The organism is Bacillus sp. F9_6S_D1_P_5 (assembly GCF_054823925.1).
Genome location: NZ_JBTREW010000002.1, coordinates 47,544 through 69,448 on the forward strand (window position 1 = coordinate 47,544; position 21,905 = coordinate 69,448).

The window sequence follows — 21,905 nt, forward strand, 5'->3', positions numbered from 1 at the left end:
TTACAATAAAATCACTACAATTCCCAAAAAATATAAAAAATGAAAGTAAGTGCTCTATTTTGAGTATGTTCTATAAAACTAGCTCTTCTTATTTTTTATTTTTTTAAACATAAATTTGTAAATTAACCATGTAATAATTATTACTACAGGTGTAATTAATGCACCGTTAAACATTTTTTTTGATATGTATAACATATTTAAAATTAATAAAGAAATTATTGTAATGATCATATTATATTTTGAAAAGGTTTCTACAAATTTAGAATGTGCAAATAACTTTTTGTATATAAAGTAAAAGATTACAAAAAGGATTGTTGTTACTAAACTAAAAACACTAATTTGAAGATAAAATATAACTATTAAATTTGTTACTGCTATTATCATTAACCAAAAAATTATAAAAAAATTAGATAAAACTTCTACACTTACTAATAGAGCTCCTAGCGTTGCAATAAAAGCAGCAATTTTATTTGAGGAATCATCTTTGTTATTAGAAGAATTTTGTCTATTCATGAATAAAAATCAGCTCCAACTTTCTTTATCTCCCTTAAATATCGCATTAATGTATATGAAAAAATTCTAAGTATAAATAATTATCTATTTCATATTATCAGAATTTCGTTTCGTGTGGAATTGTATTATATGGTTGTTAGGCTTCTTTAACATTATGTATTTACCTACCCTCATGAATTCTCATTCCAACAAGTACCTTTTCATTCACGCTAATTGTTTTCCTCTTGTCAGACTTTCACATGATTATATATACTGCATTGATAAAAATACTACAAGGGTTGCATGTGAAGATTTAAGGGAAATTTTATATTTACCCCACTTTTTATTTTAAAAGTTTCTCCTATCCTATAAACAACAAAGTCATAGATGAAAATGTAAAGTTAGGGGATTCCACATGCATACAGAAGTTTTAATGAGTTATTTGTATACTTATTTTTTTACAATTATGTTTTGTATTGTATTTCAAATTGGATGTTATTTTAAAGCGAAAAGAACTATATCTATTCGGCATTTTCTATCGGTATATGTTTTTCTATTCTACCTTTCGTTAGTGTATAAAGTGACGCAGATCGCGACTGTATGGGATATAAGTAGATACGAAACGTGGATTCGTGTAAGTCAAATTAATTTGACTCTATTTGATACGGCAGGTAGTACGACGTATCTTTTGAATATTGTATTGTTTATGCCGTTCGGTTTTTTATTACCGACTATTTGGCCGCATTTTAGAAAAATGAAAAACACCGTATGTGCGGGATTCTTTTTTTCATTGGCAATTGAGTTAAATCAATTACTAAATAACAGAATTACAGATATTGATGATTTATTTACGAACACCCTTGGGGCAATTATTGGGTATGTCTTATATAAAGTATTATACACAGCATTATTTAAAATGATATTGAAAAGAGAGGGGAAAAAGCTTGATACGAACTCTCCTTTAGTCATAAAATACGAGGCTGTTTTTTGTCTAGTATGTTCATTTGTAGGTGCGATGTTAATTTATCATCCAGCTTTATTGGTTGTAAATTAAAATCGACTAATTTTATTGAATAAATAGAAAATACTTTCTTTTTTCGTCTATTTAATTTAATATCAATAAGGGCACCAAAAAAATAGATAGAGGTGCTAAAATGTACGGTATTATTAATTATGAAGTGTTTTTACTAACAGGAATTTTATTGAATTTAATTCCTGGTGCAGACACCATGTATATTGTGGGGAGAAGTATTTCACAAGGTAGAAAAGCAGGTGTGTATTCTGTTTTTGGTATTATTACTGGTTCTTTAGTTCATACGTTATTGGTTGCTTTTGGTTTATCTATTATACTTACAAAATCCATTGTGCTATTTAACACTATTAAGGTTATAGGTGTTATCTATCTTGTATATTTAGGGATTAAAATGATACTTGATAAGACAAATGTAGCTTTCCAGGCCTCATCCAATAAATTGAACATTAGAAAGATATATGTACAAGGACTTTTAACAAGTCTGACGAATCCAAAAGTCTCTTTATTCTTTATTGCGTTTCTTCCGCAATTTATAGATACAAAGGCTTCAGGTCCTATGCCTTTTATCATTTTAGGACTTACTTTTACAGTAACTGGACTATTATGGTGTTTATTTGTTGCTTATTTCTCTTCATATGTTACAAAAAAATTAAGAGGAAACCAAAAGGTAGGAATGATTCTAAATAAGATAACAGGAATGATTTTTATTGGTATGGGGTTAAAGTTGCTTCAAACAAAAGCTCCTCAATAAACCTGAATAACATAAAAATGCCCCCTTTCAAGAGATGTAATCTTAGGTTTAGGCTAATTTCTATATACTAAAAAGTCCCTTTAACTTTGAAGGGACTTTTTGCTTGTTATTTTGAGTTATCTAAAAATTTATTTCAAGAAACAACCTATACTTTAATTGACGTTGTACGAGTTTAGCTTGATAGCAATGGGGTAAGCACAGCGGATATTTCAAGGTGAGGAATGATAAAGAGTTTTTTATGTTTAAACGTGATGGCATATGGAAAGTAGGAGAAGTTGCCTTTCAATAAATATAAATAAAAATAGGAGGGCCAATTGAAGCCATCCTATTTTTATTTATATTACCAACTAGCAGTTTCCGTATTTTCCTTCAACCACTTCACCCAATCCAAATCCTCTACTTTAAGCAAACTAAGCGAAACACCTTTCATATCTAAAGAAGTAAGAAGGGTACCAACCTTTACGAATGTAATATGTAATCCTTCCAGCTCACATAAACGACGAATGTCATTTGCGAAAATGTATTGTTCCATTAATGGTGTCGCACCTAATCCATTAATGAGAATGGCGAAGTTGTCACCTTTTCTCCAGCGGTAAATGCTTTTTAATTTGTTCATTAGTTCAATCGCTAATATTTCAGAAGAGGATAGTGCTTCTTTACGGTAACCTTTTTCTCCGTGAATACCGACGCCGTAAAAGACTTCATCATCGTTTAATGTGAATGAAGCTTTTCCTTTCACTGGATCGTTTGCAGGTGAAAGAGCAACTCCTAATGTGTGTAAGTTTTCTGTAACAGAACGGCCAATTGTTGTTAGTTCTTCTAAAGAATGACCTTCAAGAGCAGCCGTACCAAGTATTTTTTGAACGAAAACAGTACCAGCAACGCCGCGTCTTCTTTTATTAAACGAAGCATCATCTTCAATTGAAACATCATCATTTACGATGATGTGGTCAATTTGTCGTCCTTCTTCTTTTGCGATTTGTTCTGCCGCTAAAAAGTTAGTTACGTCATCTTTAAAGTTTTTAATGATGAATAAAATACTCTTATCTTTTGGCATGAGGCGAGTTGCCGCAATAATTTGTTCCACTGTAGGCGGAGTGAAGATGCTTCCGTTTACTGCCGCCGTAAGCATTCCTTTTCCTACATAACCGATATCAGCAGGCTCATGTCCGCTACCACCGCCGCTTATAATAGCGACGTCTTGCTTCAGTTTTTCGATATCTTTTACATAAATGATGTTATTTGTTTCGTCGTAATTTACTTTGTCGTTATGTTCAAAATAAAAGCCATGCATCATATCTTGAACGATATTTTGTACATCATTCATAATCTTTTTCATTGCTTTTGCCACCCTTTAATTACTTTGCTGATTGCTCAAGTAATAGTAGTAATTGATTGTTTATCATATTTTTCATAAGAGAAGACATAATGGACGGATCTACTTCGCATTTGCTTTCAATCCAATCTTTTATCGTTCCAACGAAGCCGTGACTATAAAAGGAGGCAATCGTATTTTTCGTCTCATCAGAAAGGCTGAATCCACAGCTTACAGATAGTTCATCAATAATCTTCATATATAAGTTTTTCGTATGCTCAAATAAATAGTGATTAAACGAGTTTTGCTCAATGACTTTAAAAGCATTTCGGTAAAATTTTTGATTTTCATAAAAGTAATCAAATAATAAATCGAAAATGTTTTCCCACGTTTCATAGTCGAGAAAGTCGATAATGTTTTCTTTCGTTTCTTCTCTATAAATCCAGCTTAATAGTTCAAATTTATCTTTAAAATGATAATAAAAAGTTTGCCTACGCATTTGACAGTGTAACATAATATCGCTCACTGATATTTTATGAAACGAATCTGTTTCCATTAAATACTTCAATGAATTCGCGATTATTTTTTTAGAAATTATAGAAGAGGTCATCTCAATCATCCCTAGAATGTTAGTAATATGAAAATCCTACCCATAAATGAGAGCGGTGTCTTTAGACAGATTGTCCATTTTGTCCGTTTACTATAAAACGCTTTCATTTTAACATGGATAGTAAGAAGAAGATTTCAAATATATCACAATATATTAAAGGAATTGAGGGAGAACTACAATGAAAAAGATTATAAACAAACCAGAAACATTAGTAATGGAAATGTGCAACGGAATGGTGATGGCGCACCCAGAGCTTGAGCTTTTGAAAAAATATAAAGTCATTAAGAAGAAAGAAATGAACGAAAATAAAGTAACGTTAATTAGTGGCGGCGGTAGTGGTCATGAGCCAGCGCATGCAGGACTAGTCGGAAAAGGAATGTTAGATGCGGCAGTGTGCGGAGATGTGTTCGCGTCTCCTTCACAAATTCAGGTATATCAAGCGATTAAAGAGACAGCTAGTAAAAAAGGTACGTTATTAATTATTAAAAATTACAGCGGCGATATTATGAATTTCAAAAACGGTGCGCATTTAGCGACGGAAGATGGAATTGAAGTCGACTACGTAAAAGTAGACGATGATATTGCGGTAGAAGATAGCTTGTATACAGTAGGACGCCGCGGCGTTGCGGGCGTTATTCTAGTCCATAAAATTGCCGGTGCAGCAGCGGAAGCAGGTATGGATTTAGGAGCGGTGAAAGCTGTCGCAGAAAAAGCAGCGGCTAACGTGCGTACAATCGGTTTAGCGTTAACTTCTTGTACAGTTCCAGCGAGTGGATCACCTACTTTCACACTTGCGGAAAATGAAATGGAATACGGCGTAGGTATTCACGGTGAACCAGGAATTAAGCGTGAAAAAATGTTGTCAGCAGATGAACTAGCGAACCGTATGACAAATGATCTTGTAAAAGATTTAGGAGTGAAAGATGGCGAAGAAATTGCGCTTCTAGTTAACGGTTTTGGCGGAACACCACTGCAAGAACTTTACTTATTTAATAACGCCGTGACGAGAGAACTAGCTGCTAGAAACATTAAAATTAATAGAGTATTCGTTGGTAACTATATGACGAGTATCGATATGGCTGGTATGTCTTTAACAGTAATGAAATTAGATGATGAGCTAAAAACATTACTATCTAAAGAGTGTAACACACCAGCGTTTAAAGTAGATGGACCAGTTGAAAGTGTAGAGTACGTGAATGTACTTGAAGAGACAGAAGAGAAGGAAGTTTCATTTGAAATAGAAACAGCGGAAGAGCATGCTGTTATTAAAAATAATGTCATCACATTAAACAACATGATTTATCTCGTTGATAAAATGAGCGACGTTATTATTAAAAATGAAGTACCGTTCTGTGAGTTAGACACGCATGCAGGTGACGGCGACTTCGGAATGAGTGTTGCAAAAGGATTTAAGCAATTAAAACGCGAGTGGCATTCTATCGTAGATCAAGAGAACGTAACGATCGGATCATTCCTTGACGGTTGTTCGATGATTATTATGGAACATTGCGGCGGCGCATCTGGTCCAATTTGGGGCGGAGCATTCCGCGCAGCTAGTAAAGCAGCAGGCGAGAAGCGTGAGTTAGCAGTGAAAGAATTTGCTGAAATGTTACAAGCAGCACTGCAAGGCATACAATCTATCGGTGAAAGATCATTCGGTAGAGGAGCAGTAGTTGGTGATAAAACACTTGTTGATGCACTTGCTCCATGTGTAGACTCTTGGTTAGCTAGCGCTTCAAGCGAAGAAGATATGAAAACTGCCTTTGAAAAAGGAGCAGAAGCAGCCGTTAAAGGAGCAGAGTACACGAAAGAAATCGTAGCTCGCATGGGCCGCGCAGGTACAGTTGGTGAAAGAAGCTTAGGATATCCAGATGCAGGTGCACATGCACTTGGAGTTATCTTTACGGAGATTGCGGGTAGTTTGAAATAGAAGTTAGAAGATCCCCTCTGCCTTATGGTGGAGGGGATCTTTAATTATAACCATCATTCTTCCAGTGAAAAAATTTATTTGTTAGCCAATCTAGAAGCCGCCTCTTCAACTTCTTTATATGCGTTTTGTAATACTTCATTTGGATCTAGTACTGCTGTTCCTTGTGCACGAACGATTTGATAATCTTCAATACCAAGGAAATTAAACATTGCTTTTAAATATTTATGAGAGTATTCCACTTCTGTATACCAATCATCATTTGTATAAATTCCTCCACTTGCTTGTATAACAAGCATTCTTCTTCCATCTTTAAGTAATCCGACTGATCCAGTTTCAGTATATTTAAATGTTTCACGTGCAATCATGATATTGTCCATGTAATCTTTTAACTTTGATGGAATATTAAAGTTGTGCAAAGGTAATACGATCACATACGTATTTGCACTTTTAAATTGTTGTAAAATTTCGGACATACGCTCTGTTACTTTTTGTTCTTCATCAGTTAACTTCTGTTCATTTCCTTGCTTTTCCCATGCGCTTAAAACAGTTTTATCTATCATTGGTACTACATCATCGTATAAATTAATCTGTTCAATCGTTTCATTATTAGGAATTAATTCTTTATAAGATACTAAAAAGTGGTTAAGAACCTTAATGCTGACTGATGATGTATCATCCACTTTCGGATGTGCGTTTATAATAAGTGTTTTGTTCATTTGTATTTCCCCTTTTTTTAAAATTTTACAATTTAATTATCGACTGAGTTAATCGTCGATTGATATGGTCTTTAATATAAACTCTGAAATTATTTTTGTCAAATGAAATACATACTATTCTAAAAGAGCCTTTTTTTATTTGACTAAAATTCTAAATGGTCCTAAGATACAATTTGATAACCCTTAAAATAAAAAGCAGGTGATTTGTATATGCAATATAGTGTTGGGGTTGAATATGCCTTGCATTGCCTAGTTTATTTAATCAATGCTCCTTCCAAGGAAAGTGTTGGAATAAAAGATTTGGCAGAGTTTCAAGGACTTTCTGAAACATTTCTTTCAAAAGTTTTCGGTAAATTATCTAAAGCTGACATTGTGAATTCTGTCCCAGGTGTAAAGGGAGGATATAGGTTAGCTAAGTCTCCAGAAGATATTTCTTTTTGGGATGTAATAGAAGCCGTCGAAGGCCCAAAACCTATTTTTCAATGTAAAAATATTGTACAGAATGGTCTACTATATCGAGACGACGCTTGTAATTCTTGTGAACCTAGCAATTCTTCTTGTACAATTAACTTAGTAATGCTTGAAGCAGAAGAACACATGCGTGAGTTTCTTCGTAAAAAGACTCTTGCATGGTTAGATAAAGAACTTGATATTGTTTTACCTGAAAAGATAAGGGTAGATACTCGTGAATACTTCAAACAAAAAAACTCTAACTAAATCGCCATGACGAATTAGTTAGAGTTTTTTTGTTTTTTAACATTAATTCCATCATGTGAGTACTTCATCACAAATTCCTTCTTTAAATATCACATTTAATTAACTCATAAAGTTTCAAATTGATTAACATTAAAATTCTAAACAATACAATTTTATTTTCGTAAAAAGTAAATGAATTTATGTGTTCATATATTTTAAACATAATGAAAATTCCCTTTGAAAAAGGAACAGAGTATACGAAAGAAAGCGTAGCTCGCATGGGCCGCGCCGATACAGTTGGTGAAAGAAGCTTAGGATATCCACATGCACTTGCACTTGGAGTTATTTTTACGGAGATTTCGGGTAGTTTGAAATAGGAATGAGAAAGTCCCTTTGCCTTAAGGTGGAGGGACTTTTATATAGTTGGTAGAAGACTACTTTCGGGCTCTCTCTGTAAAATATGAGTTTTTTCATATTTTTGATAAAATCTTATTTCAAAACTCCAACTAATATTTAAGATAATCGTTTGTGAAGAAATATATTATAAAAAAAGGGGGAATTTATTTTGTTACATCGCTTATCTATTTGTACTTTATTAACAGCTTTTATGTTTACTTTATTTACATTTAACGGCTCTGCTTTCGCGGCTACGAATACTACTAAAAATGAAACAGTAGTAGCAGCTTGTGCAAAGGGAGGTACGGTAGGTACATATGGTGCAAAGATGCGCAGTGGTTACACTGTGGGATCACCTGTCTTACATACATTTACTAGTGGTCAGAAAATTACTGGTACATGGGTAACAGGTGAGTATGTTCAAGGGCATTATAGTAATTCTAAACAGTGGTTAAAAGTTACTTATAAAGGGATGACAGGTTATGTATCACACACAACATTATATAACGTTTGCTCATAAAACTATGTACTATAATAATAATTGTGGATATATTGAACTGATCTCTTTTAAGGATTAGTTTTTTTGTCTCCTAGTTTTTGATGGAGCATTTTTTGAAAAAAAAACCAACGATTCATTAAATCGATGGTTTTATGCTTATATATTATTCATTTGTATCTATATCAAATTTTTTCATTGCTTTTTGCTTATTTGAGACTTAGTTTTTTTGTGATTGCAGCTTATCGATTTTCCAGTGTGCTCCTAGAGGATCTAAAGAGCTTTCAATATAAAACATATATTCATCTGCGGTACTTGGTACTTCAAAAGCTATTTTTAATTCTACCGTTTCATTTGGTTTAACTTGTATATTAGAAGGGTTTTGGTCAAGCACCTTTCCTTCATAAGTTTTTCCGTCTTTTTCATCTTTTAAGTTATATTTTAATTCTGATAGTCTAATCATTTGACCTCGTACATTTTTTACAGAGACATTAACAACGATAGAATCGTTGCTATCATTTAAATATGCACTTTGAACGGTGCTCAAGTAATAGCCTCCCTTAACACTCTCACCAACTAATAAAATACCTTGTTCCAAGCGGCTCATATCTTCTTCTTCAAAATTTATTAATTCTTCATTTTCATTTTTTGTGGTTGGTTCTTCTAATGGAACATTTTCAACGGCACTATCTTTTTTATCTTGTGTGCAAGCAGCCGTAACACTGACTAATACTAGAATGAAAGTAAGTAATATGAATAATTTTCTCATAAAATTGATCTGTCTCCTTAAGTTTCTCAATTTTGTGCAACTATACATATAAGATTAACATAATATCTCATTATTGGCTCAAGATAGGTAATCTTTTAGACACCTTATTCTTTTTACTTTTCATATACATTCGATTGGTTCTCGCGATATTTGTTAATCTTTTAAAACATTGGCTTAGTAATACGGAGGGTTATTATAGATATATTAATCATATAATTTGTCCCTATCAAAATGAACATCTTTTGCATCTAATATATTGTAAATATATTTTATTTTGAAAGGATGTGATTATATGGCTCATAAATCTACTGGAGTGTTTCGAGTTCCGGTTTCTGAAAATGGGATTATTCCAACTGCTCTCAACATTATGTTAAACAATGATTCACGCTGCCATACTAGTAATGTAACGGTAACTGTTAAGAGAAGTCCAAACACTTCTTTCCCAACTCAAAATGAATTAGTTGAAATCTCTCGTACTTTTGTTTCTTTAGAACCAAACAGAACAACTAAGATTGTGTTGTTTACGCCAGAATTCCAAATAGAAGATTTTCTTGATGTTATTATTAGTGGAAATAAAGATGATGTTAAGGATGTTCTTGTATATTCTTTTTTAGCAGATTCAGCAGGTCACAATCTGCCATCTACTGTTTTCAGAAATGCAGAATACACTTTTGCTTGCTGACAACGTGATGATGTATTCTTTACTGTCATATATCTGAAGGGGAATGTTAAATAGGAGTTGATTTAACTTTTATTTGGCTTCTCCAAATAAGTCTGCTTTAGTTAAATAAACAAGGAACCGACTAATAGGTTCCTTGTTTATTTGCATGTAACATGAAATTTCGTGTCTATTATTCCGCAAGCAAAACAACATAATACCCTTATAAATCTCTATAACAATATGATTTTTCTGCATATCATTTAATGTATATCGGAAAAATAAGTATTAATAGATTGATTTTTATTATTCTGATGATTATAATAAATGAAAATCAAACAATTCTTATGTTGAGAAGTGGAGGGACGGGCCCTATGAAACTTCGGCAACCTCGTTTTAGACGAAAGGTGCCAAATCCTGCAGGTGAAAAAACATCTGAAAGATAAGAGCGGTTCACTTAGTCAAGAAGGCTACTCTTATTTCGATAAGAGTAGCTTTTTTTATGGCTAAAAGTTAAAGGGGGAATAGGTAGTGGAGTATGGTTTTTGGTTGCCGATTTTTGGGGGATGGCTTCGAAATGTGGATGATGAATCTATGCCGCCTACGTTTGAGTATGCAAAACAAACAGCGCAAGCGGCAGAACAATTAGGTTTTTCAACAACACTTATTGCAGAATTAAATTTAAATGATATAAAAGGTGTTTCAGCACCAAGTTTAGAAGCGTGGACAACTGCGGCAGCACTTGCAGCAGTAACTGATAAATTAGAGATTATGACAGCTGTAAGACCTGGGTTCCATAATCCAGCAGTTACAGCAAAAATGGCAGCAAATATCGATCAATTAAGTAATGGTCGTTTTACATTGAATGTAGTTTCAGCATGGTGGGAAGAAGAAGCGAGACAGTACGGCGGGGTATTTACCGCACATGATGAAAGGTATGATCGCACAGAGGAATTTGTAACAATTTTGAAGGGGCTTTGGAAAGAAGACGAATTTTCTTATAAAGGGAACTTTTATGAGCTTCAGCATACACATTTAAGTCCAAAACCTGTGCAGAAACAAGGCATTAAGCTTTATGCAGGTGGTGAGAGTGAGCGAGGAAAAGAGGTCATTGTAAATCACGCGGATGCATATGTAATGCACGGCGGAACAGTGGAAGAAGTATGTGTGAAAATAGAAGATATGAAGAATCGTAGAAAAAAAGTTACAGACGAGCCATTACAATCATTCGGGCTTGCGGCTTATGTCATTTGCTGTGATACAGAAGAAGAGGCGTTAGAAGAATGGAGACGCATAACGGATGTGAAAGATGATGCTTTAGGCTATGCGGGTTACCAAGATTTTATTAGTAAATCGCATTTGGAACAGCAAGTGAAGCTCAATGATTATTCCGTATCGAATCGCGGGTTACGTCCTAATTTAATCGGAACACCAGAACAAATTGCAGAAAGGATACTTGCTTTTGAAAAAGTAGGTGTGACGTTATTACTTTTACAATTTTCGCCACAGCTTGAAGAGATGAAACGATTTTCTGAAAAAGTGATGCCATTAGTTGAAGCAAAAAGAAAGGAATTGATTACAAATGAGTAAAATTTACATATTACATGAGAATAAGGAATGGACGAATCATTTAGTGAAAAGGCTGGAAGAACTGGAGTTACCGTATGAGGAATGGCTTTTAAATGAAGGAACACTTCCGTTAGAACAAGAACCTCCCCATGGTGTTTTTTATAGCCGCATGAGTGCCTCTTCGCATACGAGAGGGCATCGATATGCACCTGAATTGACTGAAGGGGTTCTTGCTTGGCTAGAGGGATACGGGCGCACAGTATTTAATGGATCTCGAGCATTACGTCTTGAAGTAAGTAAATTGAATCAATATGCAGCATTAAGAAAATTGGGGATACAAGTGCCGAAAACAATTGGTGCTGTTGGCCGTGATCATATAGTAAAAGCAGCAAGGGAGTTAGGAGAAGTACCGTTCATTACAAAGCATAACCGTGCAGGTAAAGGCCTTGGTGTTCAACTCTTTCATTCCATTGATGCTTTAGAACAATATTTGGACGGTCCGGCGTTTGAAGAACCCATTGATGGAATTACTTTAATACAGCAATATATTGAAGCACCAGAACCATATATTACACGTTGTGAGTTTGTAGGCGGTCAGTTTGTATATGCGGTTAAAGTAGATACATCAGAAGGATTTGAACTTTGTCCAGCAGATGCGTGTTCGATTCAAGATGCTTTTTGCCCAGTAGGAGAAGAAAGTAAGACAGAAGCGCCAACAAAATTTGAAATTATATCAGACTTCCAAGAGCCAATTATTGAACAATACAAAGAATTTCTAAAAGAAAATGAAATTACCGTTGCTGGTATTGAATTTATTCGCAGTGCGGATGGAACAATTTATACGTATGATATTAATACAAATACAAACTATAATTCTGATGCAGAGTCTGTAGCGAATCAATTTGGTATGCTTGAGCTTGCTACATTTCTTGGAAGAGAATTAGAGAAACAAGTAGAGTCAGTTAAATAGTATAGAAGGTTCTAGTGAAAACCTTTGTTAAAGTAATCGTGGGAGTATGGTCAAGTTTAGGATATCCAGATGCAGGTGCGCATGCGTTTGAAGAAATTGTGAGTAAGTTTGAAATAGGAGTAAGAAGATCCCCTCTAGCTTAAGCTAGAGGGGATCTTCTTACTCCTATATATATTCCAATAATTGTTTCTATTGTATTGAGAATAATGGCATCTGCATCAAAAAAACAGCTTATAAAAGGACTTATCCAACGTAACATATAAATGTATCGTAAAAGTGAATAGGTCTATATTTTGTTTTTAGATAGATATAATTTGAGGGTATTTCGATGATATTTCCGCTAATAGAATTGTATGATAAGCTGTATATAACTGTATATTTTGAGGACGGAAGGCTGCTATCCTTTCTCTGATTTTATATAAGAAAAAATTATTTGAGCTTTAATGGAAATGGAGGATATATTATATGATTTTAGGAATTTCATATTTTGATATTTTTTGTATTGTAGTGATTGTCTCATTTTTCTTGATTTTTTGGAGATTGAATGTATGGTATAACAAAAAACATAATGTTCCTAAGGTTTTTCAATGGTTTCCTAGAAAATGGGGTAAAAGAAAAGTTTCAGAGCATTTATCACAATTAAATGAAAAGTTAGCGGCTGAAGGTAAAGGTATTTGGGTTACAATCTATGCTATAGATTTATACATTGTAACTATTCCTTGTACAGTCAAAAAATATAAATCTTAATAAATATGTTTAAAGAAAGGCCTTTTAATTAAAATAAAAGGTCTTTTCTTTTTATAAATTTTAGAAGTGATTTGTTGAGTCCATGTGTTTATGCGGAGAAAGTCACTTGAGTTTGATGAGATAGAGGGAGATTGTAGTGAAGTGAACCGTGTAATAAAAAAGAGCTTAGCAAAGGGGAAAAAACCAACGGGGTTATTTAAAATGATAATCAAAGATCTGGATTTTTTGTGATGAATACTTATTCATGCTTGATTAACGTAATGTCCTTTTTCTATAACCCTATGTATCTCTTTATAAATTGTGCGTTTAGGATTCTTGTTTGTTACTGAATGAGTCGAAAAACTGTTGCATACTCTTAGCTTGATTATTTAAAAAATGCTGACGGTACCCTGTTTATAAGTTATGAGAAATGATGTTTTTTGCACTATTATCTATTCTTGGATATTATTAATAATATCTATATGAACTTATTTTTTTTATTAAAAAGGTTTGGCGGTGTGTAAAATGATTACAGGTATTAAAAATATTGAAACTAAAGAACCGATAAAAATGTTTCTATTGATTCCCTGTAGTATTGTTTTGTTTGATAATATTTATCAACATTTTATTCTTAGAAAGGATTTTTCACTACAGAAACTTTTATTTGAACTCGTATTTTTATTTATTTTTATTTCATTTATTTTATATAATAAGTGTTTACAAAAAATAAATAAACAAATGTTTACAAAATATATTTTTCTTGGAGTAAGTATTATTTATCTTTTGGCATACGACTTTATGTTTATACGTAATCCAGATGCTTCTTTACATATCCCTTATTTAGAGTGCTTCTTAGTAATTTCTGCACCTTTATTTTTAAGTATTCATTATCTTCTATGGGTATCTATTTGTATGATATGTAGATTTTTAATTGCTATTTATTATTTTGAAATTAACTATCCAATATCATTAATATTATTGTTTCTAACAATTTTTGTTACGTCATTTTTTGTATTTCTTTCATTAAAATTTTTAGTACAAAAAATTAAAGTATCCTATGAAAAACAAATGAAAGAAACAGCTTTATCGATAATGAGGATAATGGAATTAAAGGATCAATATACGAAAGGACATAGTGAACGTGTAGCAAATTATGCTACTATTCTTGCTAAAGAAACAAATGAATATGATGATAATTCTTTAAAACAATTTCATTTTATTTGTTTATTACATGATATAGGGAAAATAGGTATTCCTGATGAAGTTTTAAAGAAAGCATCTTCTCTTACAGAAGAAGAATATAATCTTATTAAGACACACCCACGATTAGGATTAGAAGTTTTTAAAAATATATCTTTAATAAAAGGTAGTGAAGACATAATTCTTTCTCATCATGAAAGATGGGATGGAAAGGGCTATCCTCAAAAACTAAAAGGAAATCAAATACCATTATGCGCAAGAATTGTTGCAATAGCAGATGCATTTGATGCAATGACTTCTTCAAGAGCATATCGTTCAGCCCTATCTCCTGAAGAAGCTTATAGACGTATTATAGAAGGATCTGGTACACAATTTGATCCTTCTATAGTAGAGGTTTTCAAAAAAGTATTTCCTTTGTGGGAGAAAATGGTCCCAAATTCTTTTAGTTAAAACCTCATGTCTTACATCGATTCATATTTGAGGTATGACGAATGCGAAAAATGAAAAAACCGAATCAAATCGTGATAAAAATTTGGAACCAGATAATGAATAAGGCACATAAAGAAAAGGTACCTATATATAGGTACCTTTTCTAATAGTTTTTTAGCAGAAACAACTGCATCCGATAATGATTAATAGAATAAATAATACAACTAATAAAGCAAATCCTCCAGCGAAACCGCAGCCTTCGCCGCAACTACCACCATATCCCATAACAATAGTGCCTCCTTTAGATAAGAGGGGAAAACTAGAGTTCATTCCATAGATTTTAACGGGTTCACTTTAACTTATGCTTTAAAGAATGAATTGAGCAGGTCCTTTTGAAAATAAAGAAAAGACGCCATTAGGCGCCTTCCTTTTAGGTAGATAAGACTTTAGTTTTCCAATCTAAAGAAATTTTGTATCAGCTCTTTGTGAGTATATCATAATATCTAATTGATTTATTATGCATTGTTGCATACTTTTATCTCCCTCTATTTTCCATTTGATAAAATAAAATTCCAATATTGATAAAATTTAAATAAATATTTATAAATATTCAAGATATTTACATAAATTACAAAAGTGATACATTTAAGTTGTAAGCTATAAAAACTATTAAAGGGGGATTTATTATGTTCAAGAAATTAGTAGTAGGGCTATTGGCAACTGGTATTGCATTAACAGGAGGAATTGGAGCAGCTTCAGCTGATACGCAAAAAGCTGTGAGTTCTCCGAAGCAAGCAACATGCTCAATTCCTTATGAGTATTCTAATGGTAAATTCAAAAGAACTCTTTATTACTCAAATGGAGTATATGCTAATAGTTTTACTGAAAATGTTTGTGGCGGGACGATTACATGGTATTTAAAACATGTTCAAAATGGAGTTGCTTTTTATGAAGGCAATTTAAAATAGTAGATTTTTTGAACCTCATTTATTGAGGTTCTTTTATTTTAAGTTTTTAAACTGATTCTCGATAAAAAAGGGTTCTTACTATTACGTAAGAACCCATAAACAAAAAAGTCGTATGTGCCTCAATATTAGAATTACATAAAAACGCTATTTTAATAAAAAGCGACATTGAAAGTTAGCAAGCGATACTTAAAAGAGTAAAAGCGGCAAATGCGTAAACTAATAAGCTACTAGTAGCAAGGAATTTTATAATTTCATTTGTAGAAATAATAGTTAAACATAGTGCTATAGATGCACCTATAAAGAATTGGTACTTCGTATGTATATTTGTAAGATTAATTATTACAAGTACAGTTAAGAAAAGTGAAATGAAGTTAAAATATCTTTTCATTGTCATATTTCCTTTCATTGTTTGATCTGTATTTATTATACTAGATTGTACCAGTAATAACATACTTTGTAATGAATCTTAATAGAAATCTCATTTTGCCATAAATAAAAAGTCGGTTGTTTCCGCAACCACCTTTCAGTAAAACAAAGCACTTTTTTAGAAATAAAATATGGATGATTTCTGAAAATGTTATAGGATATAATTCAATTTTTATAATTCAAGTGACGAGTTTAATTTATCCTGCTATTTGCGGGAAGTAAGACCCCACCTCAAAATTCAGCGGAAGCAAAGAAGTTAGGTGGGGGATGAACAAAACCCCCAATGATTAAAGTTTCACTTTATAAGAAAGGAATGACTACATTATATGAAAACTTATCTAACAAGGTTACATATAAAAGAGCAGCTAGCAATGGCTAACTGCTCAATACAAGGAGATACAGAGAAAACTAAATGAATGTTGGCATACAGCCTATCAACATTATGGACATAATATTGAGTTTTATTCGAAGGAGTTCATTTTTTATAAATTAGATTATGATAGTCGGTAGTCTTTTATTAAATAGCCAACAGCATTGATTACTATAAGAATGAAAAGAATGAGTTCTAGTGTAACTGGTAGTTGATCTACCCTAAATGCATCAATTTGTTACATTATGATTATAAGATGTTTTTTTATAGTTAGTGGTGAAAAATTTAATAAAACTACCTCTATATGAAAAAAGGTTCTGTTGTCTCCAACAGAACCTCTTCTAAAATGGCAAAGAGTAACTCTTACCTTACTCTTTGTTAATAATATTACAGGAGTGTTAATGAAAATCCAAGGCTCTTTATATTGAGAAATAAAGAAGAATTATTTTAAAGAATTTCAATATAAAATTAGAGATTACCATGAGGGGAGTTATAACGAGCTACTACCTATAGATATTCATAAATAAAACAACATAATATTAATACGGAAAAATATAAAAATATGAGTTTTTGCATATTTCAAAAATTAGTGTACCCTTCAAAAAGTTTTAATTGTATAATATGTTTTGTCATATTCTTTTAGATTTTTCGACAAAAAACAACATAAATAGAGAACGAATTGGGAGAAGGAATTATGTACACAAAACTATTAAAATCAATTACATCATTATCACTTATTGGTGGTGCTTTACTGTATACAAACGGCAGTGATGTGAGAGCTGCTGAGGCGGGTATTTTTTCTGATGTGCCTACATCGCATTGGTCGTATCCAGCAATTAAAGATTTAGCGGGTAAAAATATTATTTCCGGTTATGGAAATGGGAAGTTTGGTTTCGGTGATGTTGCGACGAGAGAACAAGTTGCAGCTTTAATTTATCGTGTGTTAGTACCGAATAAGCAAGGTGGTACGTTTAGTAATGACAGTGCTCGTTACGTATTACAAGATGGATCTACTTTAAACAATCCGTATCGAGATATTCGCTCAGGTGCAACATTGTTTCCTGAAGAGGTTTTAACGTTAACGAAATTAGGGATTTTTAAAGGTGATGCAAACGGTGGATTTAGGCCGAAAGATTTTGTTAGCCGCGCAGAAATGGCGCAAATTCTTACAAACGCTTTCCAACTTTCTGCGAAACAAAAGCATACATTTAACGATGTTCCAAGCGGTTTTTGGGGTGAAAATGCAATTAGTGCAGTGCAATCAAATGGGATTGCTTCTGGTACAGGTGAAGGGAAATTTGAGCCATATAGTACGGTAAAACGTGAACAATATGCGCAGTTTTTATATAATACGTTGAAATATAAAAAGCCTGAAGTTGCGGTGCAAGATACAGGAGATGCGGCATTATTAGCAGCATTCAAAGATGAAGTGCAGAAGCGTATTAATGCGTATGAGACGAATATTACACTTTCGTATAAAACGAAAAATAGTAATACAAAAGAAGTGATGAATACACTTTTTAACGCCTATAAAGAAGTGGCAAGTAAAAATGAGTATACAAATAATAATAGATCGAATGTTTCTTATGGACTTTCTGGATCACCTGGTAATTATACGTTTACGTTAAAGATTACATACCGTGAAACGAAGGAACAAACGGAATATGTAATGAAGCAAGCAAAGGCAATTGTTTCTTCGATTACTCAAGTTGGAATGGATGATCATGAAAAAGTGAAGGCGATTCATGATTATGTCGTAAAACACGTTTCATATGATACGTCTTATAAAGCTTACACAGCATATGAAGCGCTCGTAAATCGTTCTGCGGTTTGCCAAGGTTACGCACTATTAACCTATCAATTATTAAAAGAAGCTGGAATTGAGAATCATTTTGTAGTAGGAACTGGAGACGGTCAGCCTCATGCTTGGAATTTAGTGAAAATCGAAAACAAATGGTATCACCTTGATACAACATTCGATGATCCTGTGCCAGATGAACAGGGCCGCGTAACGTATTCTTATTTCAACTTATCAGATGAACAAATCGCAAGAAATCATGAGTGGAACCGCGGGGACTATCCGCAAGCTACAACAAATTATTATAGTACATTAACAAATAAAATTGCGGCAGGTAGCACGAAAACCTCTGCGTATCAGCAAATATTAAAAGATACAAAGTTAAATTATTTAGGAAATGAATACATTGCAAACAACTACAATGAATTCAAAAATAAAATGCAGCAACGTTATAATGCAAAATCAGCAAAGATTGAAATCCTTTATAAGCAATCAATGAATGGCGCATTGCAAGATGTGAAAAAAGTAATTGGAGAAATCGGTTATCCGCAAGGGGCAAACCGTGTTTCTTATAAAGCGGAGCCGTATAATGCGAAAGAAGGATATTCTTTAGTGACGATTACGTTTATGTAAAAAAATAACCTAGATCCCATGTTGGATCTAGGTTATTTTTTTATAACTTAATTTGACATATACAGTTAAACTGTATAAAATCAAACTATACAGTTTAACTATATAGTTTGGCTATATATTTATCGTTACATTGGAGGTCTTTATGAATAGAGATAAAAATTTACCATTAACGGAAACAACGTATTACGTTCTTTTAGCGTTATTAGAGCCAGCTCATGGATATTTAATTATGCAAAAGGTGGAGGAACTGAGTAATCATCAAGTGAAAATCGCAGCGGGTACATTGTATGGTGCGGTTGAAAATTTATTAAAACAAGGGTTAATTGAATCGGTAAAAAGTGAAGATAAACGAAGAAAAGTGTATGTCATTACGGAACGCGGGAAAGAAGTATTGCACTTAGACTTTATGAGAATGCAGCACATTATTGAGGTTACAAAGAGTTTATTACACGTATAGTTAGGGGGAAACGATGATGTGGAGATTGAAATTCTTTTTAGACTTTGAGAAAGAGGAAAAATGGTTAGAAGAGATGGCTTGGAAAGGCTATCAACTAGAAAGCACTACATTTGGTTATACATTTAGATATACAGATCCGGAAGATGCGACGATTAGAATAGACCATAGAGTATTTAGTAGAAAAAGTGAATTTATTAATTACTGCACGTTATTTGAAGATAGTGGCTGGGAGCATATAGCTGGTAATCGTTGGTCAGGTACGTACTATTTTAAAAAGGTAAATGAGGAAAGTGAAGATGACATTTTTTCAGATCAAATGTCACGAGCAGGGAAATATAAACGTCTATCTAAAACATTTTTAGAATTAGCGATCTGCTATTTGCCGATATTATTTCTATTTACGTTTAATGAAACGATTAATTTAGGAGCACTTGTAAATCCGAAAGAACTATACTTGACGCCAGGACTATGGGATAAGCAAGGTGTATCATTTCTATGGTCATTCTTATTTGAAACGCCATTTGCATTAATGAGAGGACTTTTTTGGACGTTTATCCCTGTTGCGACATGTATGTTTTTCTTTTGCTCGTATAAAGCAAATCGGTTGTATGAAGAGAGAAGATGATAGGAGAAGTCCCCTTAAAGCGGATGCTTTGGGGGATTTTTTAAAATTTATAAACAGAACATTTAGTAATAATTTACATTAACCCCATTTGTTTGTGTTTGAATGTGATATAATTTTGATAATAATATTCCTTAGGAGGATGATTATCATTCATATACTTTTAGGTATTATTGGAGCAATTGTTTTACTTGTTTTTGTTATCCATCCAGGCGTCCCAGACAAACGTGTCCCTCTAAAAAATAAACTTGCAGTAATCCTTCCATTGATTGTTATATCCGGGTTAATTTCATTGTATATATAATTTGAAAAAGTACGTAACTTAATTTAGTAAAAACCTCACTAGAATTACCACTATGGCTTCTTCTTCACGATAATTACGTGCTAATTCCTTTTTCTTCTGGTTCCTACGTAATATATAAGCTACACAGTATAAACTTTATTGGTATGTTACATCGGCTTAGCATGTGTTTTTCCCTTTCATTAATAGCTTGTTCTCTTGTTACTCGCTGCATGGATTACAAAAATATCTAATACAGAAGATCAGCATACATAAACTATTGTATTTCTCAATAAACAAAACAATTTAATGTGGTAAAATAATAGTTGGATGGGAGTCCAACATATACATATTATTAAAATTAAGATGGTTCAAGTCGGAAGAAGGCACCTTAGGGTGTCTTTTTCTTTTTTCTAAATGACAGTTTTGGCTTAAAGAAGATAAATTTTCAATGGATGATTCCCATGAATATATAAATAAAGTTTATCCATATATTTGTAGAAAGGAGGAACTCAAATGAAGAGAGATGATAATAAGATCGGTCACTTTACATCTGAAAAAGGAAAAAAAGACTTTCAAATTGCCTACGATGAATCAATGGCACTTCTTCCAGCACCTAACGATACGAAAGATATAAAAGCTACATATGGCACAATTCGTACGTATTACTTTACTAAAGAGGAAAATAAACAGAAGGAACCAATACTCTTACTCCCTGGACGTGGTGCATCTACTCCAATGTGGGTACCGAATTTAGAAGGATTAAGGGAGAAAAGGCCTGTTTACACAATCGATTTACTCGGTGAACCTGGAATGAGTGTGCAAACGAAGGTGATTGAAAATCAAAAACAACAAGCAGAATGGTTAAATGAAGTAATTGAAGGATTAGGTTTAGAAAGAGTTCATATCGTGGGTATTTCTATTGGAGGTTGGACAGCAATGAATTTGGCCAGATATAATCCTGAGCATATTGCTACGGCTAGTTTATTGGACCCAGTCTTTGTCTTTGTGCAAATCTCAATAAAGATGATTTTAGCATCTATTCCAGCTTCCGTTCCTATTGTACCTAAGTTTATAAGAGAAAAGATGTTAAGTTATGTTTCTGGGGGAGCAGAAATAAATGACGATGAACCTATTGCTAAATTAATCGAGTCGGGTATGCGTAATTATAAATTGAAAACACCAGCACCTGATCTATTTAGTAAAGAAGACTTAAAAAATATCAATGTTCCAGTGCTTGCCTTAATGGCTGAAAAAAGTACAATGCACAATTCAGTAAAAGCAGTTGAAACTGGAAAAAAATACGTTAAAGATATAGATATAGTGAACTGGAAAAATGCATCTCACGCAATTAATGGTGAGTTCTCTAACGAAGTGAATGCTAGAATTCTTGATTTTGTAGAAAAACATTCTACTAATAACTAAGTTGAAAGTGGAAAATATGTTGTAATGACAATTTTCCTTCTTCTATTTTCATGAATATGTATAATTACATAAAAATTCAAGGGAAAAGAGAGTATACTTTCTTATTGTGTAATAAAGATAAGGCCCGCCTACGGAAATAGGTGGGCCTTTTTTCATGTATAAAGAAAAGG

24 protein-coding genes and 1 riboswitch are annotated in these 21,905 nt (G+C 33.0%); of the genes, 17 read left to right on the plus strand and 7 right to left on the minus strand.

Features of this window, described 5'->3' with window-relative positions; all coding sequences use genetic code 11:
- Nucleotides 1-78: 78 nt before the first annotated feature.
- Entirely contained in the window at nucleotides 79-513 is a 435-nt protein-coding gene (locus tag ACUXEY_RS03085; RefSeq protein WP_042513165.1) for a hypothetical protein, read from the minus strand.
- A 394-nt stretch (nucleotides 514-907) separates the two neighbouring features.
- Here ACUXEY_RS03085 and ACUXEY_RS03090 point away from each other — a divergent pair, with 394 nt between their 5' ends.
- Both ACUXEY_RS03090 and ACUXEY_RS03095 read left to right on the plus strand, forming a co-directional pair.
- Complete coding sequence (locus tag ACUXEY_RS03090) at nucleotides 908-1,546, plus strand: VanZ family protein (RefSeq protein WP_461300072.1); 639 nt, start codon at nucleotides 908-910, stop codon at nucleotides 1,544-1,546.
- Nucleotides 1,547-1,646: 100 nt separating this feature from the next.
- The gene (locus ACUXEY_RS03095) at nucleotides 1,647-2,276 is read left to right on the plus strand and encodes a LysE family translocator (protein ID WP_429600861.1); all 630 of its coding nucleotides are present in this window, start codon (nucleotides 1,647-1,649) and stop codon (nucleotides 2,274-2,276) included.
- 340 nt (nucleotides 2,277-2,616) lie between these two features.
- On the opposite strand, the gene dhaQ is transcribed toward ACUXEY_RS03095, so the two are convergent.
- Nucleotides 2,617-3,615, minus strand: a complete 999-nt coding sequence (gene dhaQ, locus ACUXEY_RS03100; protein WP_461300073.1) for a DhaKLM operon coactivator DhaQ — start codon at nucleotides 3,613-3,615, stop codon at nucleotides 2,617-2,619.
- Between the two features lie 19 nt (nucleotides 3,616-3,634).
- The gene (dhaS, locus tag ACUXEY_RS03105; protein ID WP_065211909.1) at nucleotides 3,635-4,201 is read right to left on the minus strand and encodes a dihydroxyacetone kinase transcriptional activator DhaS; all 567 of its coding nucleotides are present in this window, start codon (nucleotides 4,199-4,201) and stop codon (nucleotides 3,635-3,637) included.
- 178 nt (nucleotides 4,202-4,379) lie between these two features.
- Here dhaS and dhaK point away from each other — a divergent pair, with 178 nt between their 5' ends.
- Nucleotides 4,380-6,131 (plus strand): dihydroxyacetone kinase subunit DhaK, encoded by a 1,752-nt coding sequence (gene dhaK / locus ACUXEY_RS03110; RefSeq protein WP_461300074.1) that lies wholly within the window; start codon nucleotides 4,380-4,382, stop codon nucleotides 6,129-6,131.
- Between the two features lie 74 nt (nucleotides 6,132-6,205).
- Here the strand turns inward: dhaK and ACUXEY_RS03115 are convergent, their stop codons facing one another.
- Complete coding sequence (locus tag ACUXEY_RS03115; RefSeq protein WP_461300075.1) at nucleotides 6,206-6,847, minus strand: FMN-dependent NADH-azoreductase; 642 nt, start codon at nucleotides 6,845-6,847, stop codon at nucleotides 6,206-6,208.
- A gap of 210 nt (nucleotides 6,848-7,057) precedes the next feature.
- Between ACUXEY_RS03115 and ACUXEY_RS03120 the strand changes: the two genes are divergently transcribed.
- The 3 genes from ACUXEY_RS03120 to ACUXEY_RS03130 all read left to right on the plus strand — a co-directional run bounded on the left by ACUXEY_RS03120 (nucleotide 7,058) and on the right by ACUXEY_RS03130 (nucleotide 8,459).
- Nucleotides 7,058-7,564: an RrF2 family transcriptional regulator gene (locus ACUXEY_RS03120; RefSeq protein ID WP_001200329.1), complete on the plus strand. Its 507-nt coding sequence runs from the start codon at nucleotides 7,058-7,060 to the stop codon at nucleotides 7,562-7,564.
- A gap of 179 nt (nucleotides 7,565-7,743) precedes the next feature.
- Nucleotides 7,744-7,920, plus strand: coding sequence for a DAK2 domain-containing protein (locus ACUXEY_RS03125; RefSeq protein WP_461300076.1), 177 nt, complete (start codon nucleotides 7,744-7,746; stop codon nucleotides 7,918-7,920).
- Nucleotides 7,921-8,108: 188 nt separating this feature from the next.
- The gene (locus ACUXEY_RS03130) at nucleotides 8,109-8,459 is read left to right on the plus strand and encodes an SH3 domain-containing protein (RefSeq protein WP_461300077.1); all 351 of its coding nucleotides are present in this window, start codon (nucleotides 8,109-8,111) and stop codon (nucleotides 8,457-8,459) included.
- Between the two features lie 196 nt (nucleotides 8,460-8,655).
- On the opposite strand, the gene ACUXEY_RS03135 is transcribed toward ACUXEY_RS03130, so the two are convergent.
- Nucleotides 8,656-9,204, minus strand: coding sequence for a DUF4352 domain-containing protein (locus tag ACUXEY_RS03135; protein ID WP_461300078.1), 549 nt, complete (start codon nucleotides 9,202-9,204; stop codon nucleotides 8,656-8,658).
- A gap of 292 nt (nucleotides 9,205-9,496) precedes the next feature.
- Here ACUXEY_RS03135 and ACUXEY_RS03140 point away from each other — a divergent pair, with 292 nt between their 5' ends.
- The 6 genes from ACUXEY_RS03140 (at nucleotide 9,497) to ACUXEY_RS03165 (ending at nucleotide 14,777) form a co-directional block, all read left to right on the plus strand.
- A complete protein-coding gene (locus ACUXEY_RS03140; RefSeq protein ID WP_029437700.1) occupies nucleotides 9,497-9,886 on the plus strand; it encodes a hypothetical protein in 390 nt (129 codons plus the stop codon).
- A gap of 318 nt (nucleotides 9,887-10,204) precedes the next feature.
- Nucleotides 10,205-10,311: riboswitch (SAM riboswitch) on the plus strand.
- Between the two features lie 82 nt (nucleotides 10,312-10,393).
- On the plus strand, nucleotides 10,394-11,452 hold the full coding sequence (locus tag ACUXEY_RS03145; protein ID WP_461300079.1) for an LLM class flavin-dependent oxidoreductase: 1,059 nt from the start codon (nucleotides 10,394-10,396) through the stop codon (nucleotides 11,450-11,452).
- Nucleotides 11,445-12,401, plus strand: a complete 957-nt coding sequence (locus ACUXEY_RS03150) for an ATP-grasp domain-containing protein (RefSeq protein ID WP_461300080.1) — start codon at nucleotides 11,445-11,447, stop codon at nucleotides 12,399-12,401. Before ACUXEY_RS03145 ends, ACUXEY_RS03150 begins: the two co-directional genes overlap by 8 nt.
- 14 nt (nucleotides 12,402-12,415) lie before the next feature.
- Nucleotides 12,416-12,544: a hypothetical protein gene (locus ACUXEY_RS03155; protein WP_461300081.1), complete on the plus strand. Its 129-nt coding sequence runs from the start codon at nucleotides 12,416-12,418 to the stop codon at nucleotides 12,542-12,544.
- A 322-nt stretch (nucleotides 12,545-12,866) separates the two neighbouring features.
- Nucleotides 12,867-13,148 carry a hypothetical protein gene (locus tag ACUXEY_RS03160; protein ID WP_048551443.1) on the plus strand — a complete coding sequence of 94 codons (282 nt, stop codon included), beginning with the start codon at nucleotides 12,867-12,869 and terminating at the stop codon, nucleotides 13,146-13,148.
- A gap of 504 nt (nucleotides 13,149-13,652) precedes the next feature.
- Complete coding sequence (locus tag ACUXEY_RS03165; RefSeq protein WP_461300082.1) at nucleotides 13,653-14,777, plus strand: HD-GYP domain-containing protein; 1,125 nt, start codon at nucleotides 13,653-13,655, stop codon at nucleotides 14,775-14,777.
- A 153-nt stretch (nucleotides 14,778-14,930) separates the two neighbouring features.
- Here ACUXEY_RS03165 and ACUXEY_RS03170 read toward each other — a convergent pair whose 3' ends face one another.
- Nucleotides 14,931-15,041: a YjcZ family sporulation protein gene (locus tag ACUXEY_RS03170; RefSeq protein WP_000540371.1), complete on the minus strand. Its 111-nt coding sequence runs from the start codon at nucleotides 15,039-15,041 to the stop codon at nucleotides 14,931-14,933.
- 401 nt (nucleotides 15,042-15,442) lie between these two features.
- On the opposite strand from ACUXEY_RS03170, the gene ACUXEY_RS03175 reads away from it, so the two are divergent.
- Nucleotides 15,443-15,724 carry an LCI fold-containing protein gene (locus ACUXEY_RS03175; protein ID WP_088121474.1) on the plus strand — a complete coding sequence of 94 codons (282 nt, stop codon included), beginning with the start codon at nucleotides 15,443-15,445 and terminating at the stop codon, nucleotides 15,722-15,724.
- Nucleotides 15,725-15,896: 172 nt separating this feature from the next.
- On the opposite strand, the gene ACUXEY_RS03180 is transcribed toward ACUXEY_RS03175, so the two are convergent.
- Entirely contained in the window at nucleotides 15,897-16,112 is a 216-nt protein-coding gene (locus ACUXEY_RS03180) for a hypothetical protein (protein ID WP_137014997.1), read from the minus strand.
- Nucleotides 16,113-17,214: 1,102 nt separating this feature from the next.
- Here ACUXEY_RS03180 and ACUXEY_RS03185 point away from each other — a divergent pair.
- From ACUXEY_RS03185 to ACUXEY_RS03200, 4 genes are all read left to right on the plus strand, one after another.
- Nucleotides 17,215-18,951 (plus strand): S-layer homology domain-containing protein, encoded by a 1,737-nt coding sequence (locus ACUXEY_RS03185; protein WP_461300083.1) that lies wholly within the window; start codon nucleotides 17,215-17,217, stop codon nucleotides 18,949-18,951.
- Nucleotides 18,952-19,093: 142 nt separating this feature from the next.
- Entirely contained in the window at nucleotides 19,094-19,408 is a 315-nt protein-coding gene (locus ACUXEY_RS03190; protein ID WP_001078066.1) for a PadR family transcriptional regulator, read from the plus strand.
- 13 nt (nucleotides 19,409-19,421) lie between these two features.
- Nucleotides 19,422-20,033, plus strand: coding sequence for a DUF2812 domain-containing protein (locus ACUXEY_RS03195; protein ID WP_461300084.1), 612 nt, complete (start codon nucleotides 19,422-19,424; stop codon nucleotides 20,031-20,033).
- A 793-nt stretch (nucleotides 20,034-20,826) separates the two neighbouring features.
- A complete protein-coding gene (locus ACUXEY_RS03200; RefSeq protein ID WP_461300085.1) occupies nucleotides 20,827-21,735 on the plus strand; it encodes an alpha/beta fold hydrolase in 909 nt (302 codons plus the stop codon).
- Nucleotides 21,736-21,905: the final 170 nt, after the last annotated feature.

What these genes read in the sequence shown, in the direction of transcription:
- dhaQ (WP_461300073.1), bottom strand. Translation starts at nt 3,615, where the DNA reads ATGAAAAAGATTATGAATGATGTACAAAATATCGTTCAAGATATGATG.
- ACUXEY_RS03135 (WP_461300078.1), bottom strand. Translation starts at nt 9,204, where the DNA reads ATGAGAAAATTATTCATATTACTTACTTTCATTCTAGTATTAGTCAGT.
- ACUXEY_RS03120 (WP_001200329.1), top strand. Translation starts at nt 7,058, where the DNA reads ATGCAATATAGTGTTGGGGTTGAATATGCCTTGCATTGCCTAGTTTAT.
- ACUXEY_RS03180 (WP_137014997.1), bottom strand. Translation starts at nt 16,112, where the DNA reads ATGAAAAGATATTTTAACTTCATTTCACTTTTCTTAACTGTACTTGTA.
- ACUXEY_RS03115 (WP_461300075.1), bottom strand. Translation starts at nt 6,847, where the DNA reads ATGAACAAAACACTTATTATAAACGCACATCCGAAAGTGGATGATACA.
- ACUXEY_RS03085 (WP_042513165.1), bottom strand. Translation starts at nt 513, where the DNA reads ATGAATAGACAAAATTCTTCTAATAACAAAGATGATTCCTCAAATAAA.
- ACUXEY_RS03175 (WP_088121474.1), top strand. Translation starts at nt 15,443, where the DNA reads ATGTTCAAGAAATTAGTAGTAGGGCTATTGGCAACTGGTATTGCATTA.
- ACUXEY_RS03095 (WP_429600861.1), top strand. Translation starts at nt 1,647, where the DNA reads ATGTACGGTATTATTAATTATGAAGTGTTTTTACTAACAGGAATTTTA.
- ACUXEY_RS03200 (WP_461300085.1), top strand. Translation starts at nt 20,827, where the DNA reads ATGAAGAGAGATGATAATAAGATCGGTCACTTTACATCTGAAAAAGGA.
- ACUXEY_RS03125 (WP_461300076.1), top strand. Translation starts at nt 7,744, where the DNA reads ATGTGTTCATATATTTTAAACATAATGAAAATTCCCTTTGAAAAAGGA.
- ACUXEY_RS03170 (WP_000540371.1), bottom strand. Translation starts at nt 15,041, where the DNA reads ATGGGATATGGTGGTAGTTGCGGCGAAGGCTGCGGTTTCGCTGGAGGA.
- ACUXEY_RS03165 (WP_461300082.1), top strand. Translation starts at nt 13,653, where the DNA reads ATGATTACAGGTATTAAAAATATTGAAACTAAAGAACCGATAAAAATG.
- ACUXEY_RS03150 (WP_461300080.1), top strand. Translation starts at nt 11,445, where the DNA reads ATGAGTAAAATTTACATATTACATGAGAATAAGGAATGGACGAATCAT.
- ACUXEY_RS03185 (WP_461300083.1), top strand. Translation starts at nt 17,215, where the DNA reads ATGTACACAAAACTATTAAAATCAATTACATCATTATCACTTATTGGT.
- dhaS (WP_065211909.1), bottom strand. Translation starts at nt 4,201, where the DNA reads ATGACCTCTTCTATAATTTCTAAAAAAATAATCGCGAATTCATTGAAG.
- ACUXEY_RS03090 (WP_461300072.1), top strand. Translation starts at nt 908, where the DNA reads ATGCATACAGAAGTTTTAATGAGTTATTTGTATACTTATTTTTTTACA.
- ACUXEY_RS03160 (WP_048551443.1), top strand. Translation starts at nt 12,867, where the DNA reads ATGATTTTAGGAATTTCATATTTTGATATTTTTTGTATTGTAGTGATT.
- dhaK (WP_461300074.1), top strand. Translation starts at nt 4,380, where the DNA reads ATGAAAAAGATTATAAACAAACCAGAAACATTAGTAATGGAAATGTGC.
- ACUXEY_RS03140 (WP_029437700.1), top strand. Translation starts at nt 9,497, where the DNA reads ATGGCTCATAAATCTACTGGAGTGTTTCGAGTTCCGGTTTCTGAAAAT.
- ACUXEY_RS03195 (WP_461300084.1), top strand. Translation starts at nt 19,422, where the DNA reads ATGATGTGGAGATTGAAATTCTTTTTAGACTTTGAGAAAGAGGAAAAA.
- ACUXEY_RS03190 (WP_001078066.1), top strand. Translation starts at nt 19,094, where the DNA reads ATGAATAGAGATAAAAATTTACCATTAACGGAAACAACGTATTACGTT.